This window comes from Sphingomonas sp. 28-62-20 (assembly GCF_002281505.1).
In genome coordinates this window covers 1-10,581 of sequence record NZ_NCGH01000040.1, presented here as the reverse complement: position 1 = coordinate 10,581, position 10,581 = coordinate 1, and the positions used below count along the sequence as shown (strand labels likewise).

9 protein-coding genes are annotated in these 10,581 nt (G+C 60.4%); 5 read left to right on the top strand and 4 right to left on the bottom strand.

Annotated elements, in window-relative coordinates:
- The 3 genes from B7Y43_RS19300 to B7Y43_RS19290 form a co-directional block, all read right to left on the bottom strand.
- Positions 1 to 419 (bottom strand): hypothetical protein (locus tag B7Y43_RS19300; RefSeq protein ID WP_374133307.1); only part of this gene is annotated, 419 nt, incomplete at its 3' end.
- Between the two features lie 104 nt (positions 420 to 523).
- Complete coding sequence (locus tag B7Y43_RS19295) at positions 524 to 934, bottom strand: hypothetical protein (RefSeq protein WP_374133306.1); 411 nt, start codon at positions 932 to 934, stop codon at positions 524 to 526.
- Positions 935 to 1,101: 167 nt separating this feature from the next.
- Entirely contained in the window at positions 1,102 to 2,106 is a 1,005-nt protein-coding gene (locus B7Y43_RS19290) for a LacI family DNA-binding transcriptional regulator (RefSeq protein WP_374133305.1), read from the bottom strand.
- A 219-nt stretch (positions 2,107 to 2,325) separates the two neighbouring features.
- Between B7Y43_RS19290 and B7Y43_RS19285 the strand changes: the two genes are divergently transcribed.
- From B7Y43_RS19285 to B7Y43_RS19275, 3 genes are read left to right on the top strand one after another with little or no spacing between them, the layout of a single operon-like run.
- Positions 2,326 to 4,557, top strand: a complete 2,232-nt coding sequence (locus B7Y43_RS19285) for a transglycosylase domain-containing protein (RefSeq protein WP_374133304.1) — start codon at positions 2,326 to 2,328, stop codon at positions 4,555 to 4,557.
- A gap of 49 nt (positions 4,558 to 4,606) precedes the next feature.
- The gene (locus B7Y43_RS19280; RefSeq protein WP_374133303.1) at positions 4,607 to 5,608 is read left to right on the top strand and encodes a low specificity L-threonine aldolase; all 1,002 of its coding nucleotides are present in this window, start codon (positions 4,607 to 4,609) and stop codon (positions 5,606 to 5,608) included.
- Positions 5,605 to 6,522 (top strand): DMT family transporter, encoded by a 918-nt coding sequence (locus B7Y43_RS19275; RefSeq protein WP_374133302.1) that lies wholly within the window; start codon positions 5,605 to 5,607, stop codon positions 6,520 to 6,522. Before B7Y43_RS19280 ends, B7Y43_RS19275 begins: the two co-directional genes overlap by 4 nt.
- Here B7Y43_RS19275 and B7Y43_RS19270 read toward each other — a convergent pair.
- Complete coding sequence (locus tag B7Y43_RS19270; RefSeq protein ID WP_374133301.1) at positions 6,432 to 7,283, bottom strand: NAD(P)-dependent oxidoreductase; 852 nt, start codon at positions 7,281 to 7,283, stop codon at positions 6,432 to 6,434. The two genes, B7Y43_RS19275 and B7Y43_RS19270, sit on opposite strands and share 91 nt — an antisense overlap.
- 127 nt (positions 7,284 to 7,410) lie before the next feature.
- On the opposite strand from B7Y43_RS19270, the gene pepN reads away from it, so the two are divergent.
- Positions 7,411 to 10,011, top strand: a complete 2,601-nt coding sequence (gene pepN, locus B7Y43_RS19265; protein ID WP_374133308.1) for a M1 family metallopeptidase — start codon at positions 7,411 to 7,413, stop codon at positions 10,009 to 10,011.
- Between the two features lie 26 nt (positions 10,012 to 10,037).
- A complete protein-coding gene (locus B7Y43_RS19260) occupies positions 10,038 to 10,355 on the top strand; it encodes a hypothetical protein (RefSeq protein WP_374133300.1) in 318 nt (105 codons plus the stop codon).
- Positions 10,356 to 10,581: the final 226 nt, after the last annotated feature.

The following is a 10,581-nucleotide window of genomic DNA, read 5'->3' as shown; positions in this document are numbered from 1 at the left end:
GCCAACTTAAAAAGATCAGATTTTCTATGATTTGAATATCTAGTTCGCCAATCTAAAACAACCGAGTTGTCTTTTAACTTAGTATTTCGATTCTGGAGCCCAAGAGAGTTGAATATATCGGGCCGAAGCAAGGCAACTACTTTCATCCGTCCCTTTGAGTCTCTTATGGATGGGAAGAAATCATTATTTAAACTCCAGAGCGCATTTGCGAGGCCTTTAACGCAATCCAAATATTCCGGGAACGGGATATTTTCGGGACGTATGTCGATGCCATCTATAAACAGTGTGTGATTTGCTACTAAGTTAATTGACGAAAAAGCAATTTCAAAACTTTTTTGTATTTTCAAAAGATCAGTCTGGAATCTATGAAGAGATTTTGATGACGTAGATTTTTTGTTATCCTCAACTCCTACAGACAACCCTGAATGTTTGATTAACAGTTTGATGATTTGATCGGAATTTTCTACTAACTGCAGACCAGATATAATTTCGGGCGAAAATGCCCCTTCATAATATTCATCAATTACTTTTTTAACCCATTAAATGAGTTTTTGGTTACAATTAGATTGTCGATATTTTCGTGTTCGATGATAGAGCCTGCCATCATCAAATAAATAATAACTTTCCAAATATCGACATATTCCGATAGGCCGAGTGACTGTGTATTTTTGAGTGAAATAAATTTTGTGTAATCAGTCTCGCGTATAAAGCGATGGGCGTAAAATTTATCCCAGCTTGGTGTATTCGAAAGATAAACTGCATACGCAGTCTTACCAGTTCCTTTCTCTCCGACCAAGAAGAAGGTGCTGGGGTCTGTTAAGCCATCTAGAGCTTCGGTGCGAAGAAATATCTGCGAAAAAAGATTCTTGTTTTCGCGCCGTCTGTAGTTTTCAGCATCGGTGAAACCAAAGGTCAGTTCATTTAGAGATTTCATGGCTGGTTCCCGGCTAAGCGTTGACGGAATATAACGGCTGCAAAGCTGAGCGCAATCTGTGACATTGTAGCGGATCTGTCATGTAGTTTTATTACCTCGAAAACTTTTGGTTTCACCGACGGTGACTGTTGCAGATCTTCTCCTGAAAATGGAAATCGCTCGCCCCCTTACCGCCCAACCGCCCCCGTCGACTCCCTGACCACCAGCGTATGCGCAATCTCACGCCGCTCTGGCTCGCCATCAGTTTCGCTCAGCAACAAATCCGCCGCCGCGTGCGCCATTTCGCGGGTCGGCTGGCGGATTGTCGTCAGCGGCGGCCAGACAAAGCTGGCCAGGGCCGTATCATCGAAACCCGCGACCGACAGATCGCCCGGCACGCGCAGCCCCATCCGGTGGGCGACGGTCAGCACCCCTGCGGCCATGTCATCGCTCGCAGCGAAGATCGCGGTCGGCGGCTCGGGCCCGGTTAGCAGTGCCTCGGCCTCGCGCGCGCCCGACGCGAAATTATAGCTGCCGCTGCGGATCAGCGCTGGATCGATCGCGATCCCGGCACTGCGGAGGCTGTCGAGATAGCCCTCGGTCCGCTGTGCGCTGGTGGCAAAGCCGGGGTCCCCCGCGATGAAGCCAATCCGCTTGTGGCCGAGCCCCAGCAGATGCGCCGTCATCGTCGCCGCTGCCGCGCGATTGTCGATAAAGGTCGATGGCGATAGCTCGACCTGGGTGCCCGGCGAAACCCGCACGAAGCGCACGCCGCGACGCGCCAAGAGCTCAAGCACTTTGGGATGGTCGCTGACCGGTGGAGTCAGGATCAGCCCGTCGATCTGTGTCGCCTCGACCAGGCTTTCAATCTCATCGATCAGCCGTTCGGACCCGCGCGCATAAGGTTGCGCGATCATCCGGACACCGTCCTGCTCGCAGCGATCGCGGATGCCCGATTGCATTTCATAGACATAATAAGGTGACGGGTTGTCACAAATCAGCGCGATCTGGAAGGAGCGCCGCCCGGCCAGGGATCGCGCCGCGACATTGGGCCGAAAGTTCAGCCGCGCGACCACCTCCGCGACTTTCGCGCGCGTCTCTTCGCCGACATATTTCTCGTTATTGAGCACGCGCGAAACGGTCTTGATCGAGACGCCCGCCTCTCGGGAGACATCCTTGATGGTGACGCGCACGCTTCTCCCCTCCCAATTCGCCTATAGTTTCGTGAGCCGAGTTGACCTGCTAGGCGATGTGCATGAGCGACGCGCGCCCGTCCAGTCCAGCTTCCCCTCTGGCTCCCCATGGGGGGGCAATCCTTGCCCGGGGCGGTGCTGGGGATCGGCGCTTGTCGGGACTGTATCATTGCGATAATACAGTTGACCGTCCCGCGCTTGGCTATCTGGATCGAGATCATGTCTTCAGGACCCGTTGATCGTCCCCCGCCTGGCCGCTGGCCGTCTGATCGGGCAGAGCCGTTCGAGCTGACTGATGGGATGCCACCGCCGAGCGGCTATCGAGATCGTCACACCGCAGATCGCAAACCGATCGATGATGACCTCGGCGATGGGGATTGGGAGGATCAGGATTGGCAGGATTGGGACGAGGCCGATGACGATCGCCCCACCAACGCAGCGCGCCAAGGATATTCGACCAACCTGCCGGTGGCGTACCGTCCCGGTCGCTGGCGCTGGACGATCCGCGCGGTGGCCGCAGCTGTGGTGGTGTTTGTCGTTGCGGTCGGCTGGCTCGCGCTGACGGCGCCACTCTCCAAGTCGCTGGAGCCACCCGCGCCGCCCAGCGTCACCCTGCTCGCCGCTGATGGCACGCCGATTGCGCGGCGCGGGGCGACGATTGGCAAGCCCGTCGATGCCGTCAGCCTGCCGCCGCATGTGATCAATGCGTTTCTCGCGATCGAGGATCGCCGGTTTCGGTCGCATTGGGGGGTTGATCCCTGGGGCATTACCCGCGCGATGTTCCATAACATGGCCGCCGGGGGACTGCGCGAAGGCGGCAGCACGATCACGCAACAGCTCGCCAAAAATGCCTTTCTTGATTCGGACCGCACGGCGGGCCGCAAGATTCGTGAGGCGATGATCGCGCTCTGGCTGGAGGCGTGGCTGACCAAGGACGAGATTCTGTCGCGCTATCTGTCCAACGTCTATTTTGGCGACAATGCCTATGGGTTGTCGGCGGCAGCGAAGCATTATTTCAGCACCACGCCTGAAAAGCTGACGATTGGCCAGGCGGCAATGCTCGCCGGGCTGGTTAAGGCGCCATCGCGGCTGGCACCAACCGGCAATCTGGCTGGTGCGCGCGCGCGCCAGGCGGTGGTGATCGCGGCGATGGTGCGCGGCGGTTTTCTGGAAAAGGCCGATGCGGCGGATATCGGCCCGGTTCGGCTCCGTCCGGAAAAGGTGAAAAGCCTGCCCGATGGCACCTATTTCGCGGATTGGGTGCTGCCCGCCGCGCGCGATCAGGCTGGCGCGATCAGCACCGAGGCGCGCGTCACCACCACGCTGGACACGCGATTACAAAAGGCTGCCGAGCGTGTCGTGCGCCGCGCCGGGCTGAACAAGGCGCAGGTCGCGATTGTGGCACTCCGGCCCGATGGGCGGGTGGTGGCGATGGTTGGCGGCAAATCCTATGCCGACAGCCCCTTCAACCGCGCGACGCAAGCGCGCCGCCAGCCGGGATCAGCGTTCAAGCTGTTTGTCTATCTGGCGGCGCTGCGCAGCGGGATGACGCCCGATTCACTCGTCGATGATTCGCCCGTGACGATCGGTGAGTGGAGCCCCAAAAATAGCGATGGTCGGTATAAGGGCATGATCACCCTGCGGCAGGCCTTTGCCCGGTCGAGTAATGTTGCGGCCGCCCGGCTCACGCAAAAGGTTGGCGTCCGCGCGGTGATCAAGGCGGCGCGCGATCTGGGCATTTCAACAGAGCTGCCCAATGAGGCGACGATCGCGCTGGGATCGGCGAGCAGCTCGTTGCTAGAACTGACCGCCGCTTACGGTGCGTTCGCCGCCAATGGTTATCCGGTACGCCCGCACGGGCTGAACGCGCCAACCGAGAAAAGCTGGATCGAGGCGCTGGGTGATCGGTCCAATCGTTTTGGCGATCGGGTGCACGGGGAAATGCTCGATCTGCTCCGCGCCTCAATCAGCACCGGTACCGGGCGGCAGGCAGCATTGTCGATCGACAGCTATGGCAAGACGGGCACCAGCCAGGATAATCGCGATGCGCTGTTTCTGGGGTTTGCCGAAGATCTGGTGGTGGGCGTCTGGGTCGGCAATGACGATAACTCGCCCAATCCCGGACTTTCGGGTGGCGGCATCCCGGCGCGGATCTGGCGCGATTTCATGCAGGGCGCGTTGCGGCTGTCGCCCGTGGCGCGCCCGCCGGTTCAGATTGATGTCGATGAAACGGATGACGGCGACTTCGGCAATATTGGCGATGTGATTATTGATGGGCTGCCAGCGGGGAATAGCCTGGGGATCGAGGGCAGCGTCAGCGGTTTTGGCCTCAACCTGAAATTCGGCCGGGATGGCAGCATCGCCATCGATCGAAAACCGCCACGCGATCGCCCTGATCCGCCAGCGCCGGCCACGCGCGATCGACCGCCGGTTCGCGATGAAGAACTTTAGTCCGCGGTAACGGTTGACGTATGCGTCCGGCTGCCGTCATGGCGACGCTATGCGTTTCTTCTCAGACAATGCTGCCCCGGCCTGCCCGGCTGTGCTCGCCGCGCTCAGCGATGCCAATGTTCTCGACACCGCTTATGATGGCGATGGCTGGAGCAAGGCGATCGATGCGCGCGTTTCTGCGCTGTTCGAAACGCCGGTGCGCGCCTTCTGGTTGCCATCGGGCACGGCGGCCAATTGCCTGGCGTTGGCGGCAATGTGCCCCCCCTATGGCGGTATCATCTGCCACCGTGACGCGCATATCCAGAATGACGAATGTGGCGCCCCCGAATTCTTCACCCATGGCGCCAAATTACTGCTCGCCGATGGAGAGGGCGCCAAGCTCACACCCGCCAGCATCGGCGCCTTGATCGAGTCGATTTCGCCCGATGTTCACCGTGTCCAACCGCGCGCCATTTCGATCACCAACGCGACTGAATATGGGCTTGTCTACACGCCCCAGGACGTTGCCGCGATCGGCAATCTGGCGCGCACGCGCGGTCTGCGGTTGCATATGGATGGCGCCCGCTTTGCCAATGCGGTGGCAACGCTTGGCTGTACGCCCGCGGATCTCACTTGGCGCGCGGGTGTCGACGCGCTCAGCTTTGGCTTTATCAAAAATGGCGGCATGACAGCGGAATTGCTGGTGTTTTTCGATTCCGATCTCGCCGATGGCACGGCGGAGCGTCGCAAGCGGGCGGGAATGCTGCTGTCCAAGGGCCGGTATTTGGCAGCGCAGATATTGGCGATGCTGGAGGATGATCTGTGGCTGGCCAATGCCCGCGCAGCCAATGCGGCGGCGGCCTTGCTGGCGGCGGCGGCGGGCGATCGGCTGCTCCACCCTGTTGAAGCCAATGAAGTTTTCTTGCGCGTGACTCCGGCAGAGGCAGCCGGGCTGCGCGCGCTGGGTTTTGATTTTTATGATTGGGGTCCGGGCGAAGCGCGGCTTGTGACATCGTGGAACCATCAGCCGGCCGATATTCGCCCGCTTGCTGATGCCATTGCCCGCCTTTGACCGAGGCTGCCGCCCCCCAATCGACCCGGCTTGCCATCTTGGTGCCGTTTGCGATCGTCACCCTGATCTGGGGATCGACCTGGATCGTGATTCGCGACCAGATCGGCATCGTCCCGCCAAGCTGGTCAGTCAGCTATCGGTTCTTGATCGGTGGCGCGGCGATGTTCGCCTATGCGGCTTTTCGGCGCGAGCGGGTCATGCTCGATGCGCGCGGATGGGCTTTTGCGACTGCCGTCGCGGTGCTGCAATTCTGCCTCAACTTCAATCTTGTCTACCGGGCGGAGGAACACATCACCTCTGGCCTGGTTGCGGTGGTGTTCGCGCTGCTGCTGGTGCCCAATGCAGTCCTGGGGCGGATATTCCTTGGCCAACAGCTCGGGCGGCAATTGCTGATCGGATCAGGCGTGGCCATGGCGGGCGTGGCGTTGTTGTTTGCGCATGAGGCGCAGGTTGACCCCAATGGCCCAGGCGAAGCGCTGATCGGCGTGGCAATCACCATGGCCGGGGTGCTGGCGGCTTCGGTCGCCAACATCCTGCAAGGTACCCAAACCGCTAAACGATATCCGATGATCTCGACGCTCGCGGTCGCGATGTTGATCGGTGCGGTCATTGACGCGGCGGTTGCCTGGACGCTTACTGGCCCACCAGTGATCGAACTACGGGCGGGGTATTTGCTGGGGCTAGTTTATCTGGGTGTGGTGGCGTCGGCCATCGCCTTCACGCTCTATTTCGGCGTTTTGCGGATCATCGGTACGGCCAAGGCCGCCTATAGCAGCGTCATCGTCCCCGTGATCGCGATGCTATTGTCGACGCTGTTCGAAGGCTATCGCTGGTCGCCGCTGGCGGCGGCCGGAGCGGCGCTGGCGATGGGCGGGCTGGTGATCGCGCTCAGGGCGAGCAGACCGGCGCGATAATCGGGAAAGGCCGGTTTCCAGCCAAGCACGCGCTTGGCCTTGCCATTGGCGACCCGACGGTTCTCGGCATAAAATCCACGCGCCATGGGCGACAGACCGGCGGCGTCGATCGACAGCAGCGGCAAGCGCGGCAGCCCGGCCAGACGGCAGGCAAAATCGATCACGTCATTCTGGCTGCACGGGTGGTCATCCGCCAGGTTATACGCCCCTGGCGGCCCGGCCAATCCCGCCTCCACGCCGCCGACAATATCGTCGACATGGACGCGGCTGAACACCTGACCGGGCAGGTCGATCCGGTGGGCACGGCCCGCGACCACCCGGTCAATGGCCGAACGACCCGGGCCATAGATGCCGGGCAGGCGAAAGACACGGGCCCCGCGGGCAAGCCAGGCCGAATCGGCTTGGGCCCGCGCGCTACGGCGGCCCGTGCCGGTCGGGCTCGACTCGTCGATCCAGGCCCCGCCCGCATCGCCATACACACCGGTGGAGGACAGATAGCCGACCCATTGCGTGTCCCGCGCGCCATCCAGCACCGCGCCATAACAAGCGAGCACCGGATCCTGGTCGTCGGCAGGGGGAATCGACACCAGCACATGGCTGGCGCTGTCGATCGCCGCGCGAATCGCGGCAGTGTCGTCAAACGCGATCGTTCCCGCTCGCCCGTCTCGGCTGGTGCCCGTCACCGTCCAGCTACGCGCGCGCAGGCGTTCGGCGATCCGTCCGGCGCTATAGCCCAGGCCGAAGATCAACATTCGGCTCATGATCATTCCCTTTTGCTGATGGTCGGCGTTCCCACGCTATCATGATCATGCGATCATGGTCGTGTGGGCAAGGCCAGAGTGTGCGATTTCAGTGGCACACCCGCCCGACCAAGCCTATCTGGCGGTTATGCTTGATGTAAATGCCGCGCTCGCTCAGCCCCATGTCACGCGCCGTGATGCCTATCGCGCGCCCGATTGGCTGGTGCCGCAGATCGATCTGGATTTTGATCTCGATCCTGCCGCAACCCGAGTTCGCGCCCGGCTCCAGGTGGTGCGCAATGAGGCTGATGCCAGCGCGATCCGGCTCGATGGTGGCGGCCAGTCGCCGGTGTCGGTAACCGTTGATGGTGTGGCGCGCAGCGACTGGTCGATTGACGATGGCGCACTGATCATCCCGCTTGCTGGCGATGCGCATCTGATCGAAACCGACGTCACGATTGCGCCCGAACGCAACACGCAGTTGATGGGGCTTTATGCCAGCGGCGGCCTTCTCTGTACCCAGTGCGAGGCCGAAGGATTTCGCCGGATCACCTTCTTCCCTGATCGGCCCGATGTGCTCAGCCGCTATTTTGTGCGGATGACGGCGGACAAGGAACGCTATCCCGTGTTGCTCGCCAATGGCGATCCGATCGACAGCGGCGATCTGCCCGACGGACGGCATTGGGCAGAATGGCGTGATCCCTTCCCCAAGCCGAGCTATTTGTTTGCGATGGTCGCAGGCGATCTTGTCGCCAATCGTGCCAGCTTCACCACGCGCAGCGGCCGGCAGGTCGCGCTTGGCATCTGGGTGCGCGCCAGCGATCTTGCCAAGACTGGCCATGCACTTGCCGCGCTGCAGACGGCGATGAAATGGGACGAGGATGTCTATGGTCGTGAATATGATCTTGACGTCTTCAACATCGTTGCAGTTGACGATTTCAACTTTGGCGCGATGGAGAATAAGGGTCTCAACATCTTTAATTCACGCTATATTCTGGCCGATCCTGATACCGCGACGGACTATGATTTCGATGGCGTGTCAGCGGTGGTGGCGCATGAATATTTCCACAATTGGTCGGGCAACCGCGTTACCTGCCGCGATTGGTTCCAGCTGTCGCTGAAGGAAGGGTTCACGGTCTTTCGCGACCAGAGCTTTTCGGCGGATCAGGGGTCGGCTGCGGTCAAGCGGATTGAAGATGTCCGCGCGCTTCGGGCAGCGCAGTTTCCGGAGGATGCCGGGCCCCTCGCGCATCCTGTTCGGCCCGAAAGCTATATCGAAATCTCAAATTTCTACACCGCGACCATCTATAACAAGGGCGCCGAAGTCATCCGGATGATGGCGACGATGCTGGGGGCAGAACGTTTCCGCGCGGGCACTGACCTGTATTTCGATCGCTTTGATGGGACCGCTGCGACTTGCGAAGATTTCGTCGCGTGCATGGAGGAAGGCGGCGCGGTTGATTTTGCGCAATTCCGCCACTGGTACAGCCAGGCCGGCACGCCGCGCGTGACAGCCACACTCAGGCATGATGCAGCGGCGGGCACAGCGCTGTTGAAACTTAGCCAGATGGTGCCGCCCACACCCGATCAATCGAGCAAACCCGCAATGGTGCTGCCGCTCAGGCTCAAGCTGTTCGGCAGCGATACCGGCCGGCCAATGGGCGACGAACAGCTGGTCCTGCTGGATAGCCCGAGCGCGGATATCATGTTCGACAAGGTTACCGAACCGCCGCTATTGTCGATCAACCGGCAATTTTCGGCGCCTGTCATTGTCGAAACCAATCGCTCGCCCGCCGATCTGGCACGGCTATCAGCCTGTGATGACGATCCCTTTGCGCGCTATGAGGCGATGCAGCAGCTGATGCTCGACACGATTGTCGCCAGCGTTACCCATGGCCGCGGCGATCATGCCGCCGTTATCGCCGCGATTGCGGAAACGCTTGATGATCCGGCCCTCGACCCTGCTTTTGTCGCTGAAGCGGTGCTGTTGCCGGCTGACAGCTTCATTGGTGATCAACTGGCAGTGGTCGATCCAGAGGCAATTTTCCGGGCCCGTGATGCGCTGCGCAGGGAAATCGGGCGGACGCTGGAGACCAAATGGCGCGCCGCTTATGCGCAAGCGGCGGCGCTGGGTCCGTTTGAATATTCGCCGGTTGCCAAGGGGCATCGGCGCCTGAAATCGGTGTCGCTTGGCTATATCGCTGCCAGCGGCGCAGGTGATGCCGACTCCATCGCCTTTGCGCAGTTTGAGGCGGCCGATAACATGACCGATCGCCAGGGCGCGTTGACCACGCTGGTCAATGGCCAGTCAAACACCCGGGTCGCCGCGCTCGATATCTTTTATAATCGCTATTCGGATAATCCGTTGGTGCTCGACAAATGGTTTTCGACCCAGGCGCTGGCGAGCCGCGAGGATACACCGACAATCGTGTTCGATCTGGCGCATCATCGCGATTTCACGCTGGCCAATCCCAATCGCGCGCGCGCGCTGGTCGGGGCGTTCAGCGTCAATCAGCGGGCGTTCCATGCCGCTGATGGGCGCGGCTATCGCTTCGTTGCGGATCAGCTGATTGCGCTCGACAAGCTGAACCCGCAAACGGCAGCCAAGCTGGTCCCCCCGCTTGGCCGGTGGAAGCGGTTCAATCCCGAACGCGCGGCGCTGATGCGCGCAGAGCTTGAACGGATCCTGGCGGTGCCCGGCGTTTCGCGCGACATGTTCGAACAGGCATCGCGGAGTTTGACGGGCTAGGGCGTGCCGGGGCATGATAACGCGCCATGGCTGCACAGTTTGAGATCCAACTCTTCACCAACCGGATGATCGTCCGCAATGTCGGCACTGGCCAAACGATCGTGCGCGTCGCCACCCAGCCCTTTTCCTCGACGCGGTTGCTGATCGGCGACCTTGATGCTGCAGAACAGCTGCTCGGTGGGATCATTAAGGATATGGAAGGCTGGCGTCGTTTTCTGCGCAGCGCCGTGAAAGCAAGCTTTCAGCCGATGGAGCAATGCGAAGGCGGGCTGTGCCCGGTCGAAGCGCAGATTTTGTGCGATTTGGGCGTGCGCATGGGTTTCACGCAGGTGGATGTTATCTGAAGCTCCGGTCTTTATCCGGCCATCAGCCGGTCAACAAAGGCCAGGGCAGCGATTACCAGCCGAGCTACTGCGCTCCACGCCGCCATTTGTCGATCCGGGTGAAGAAACCTGCCGCGAAACGCTCGGTTTAGAGTCGTTCTGATTTAGATTGAGGCATATCCGGCACCCCTGATGTAGTTGGCACATTCGTCGGGAGGGAAGCGGTCGAGCAGTTTGCCGATGCGCC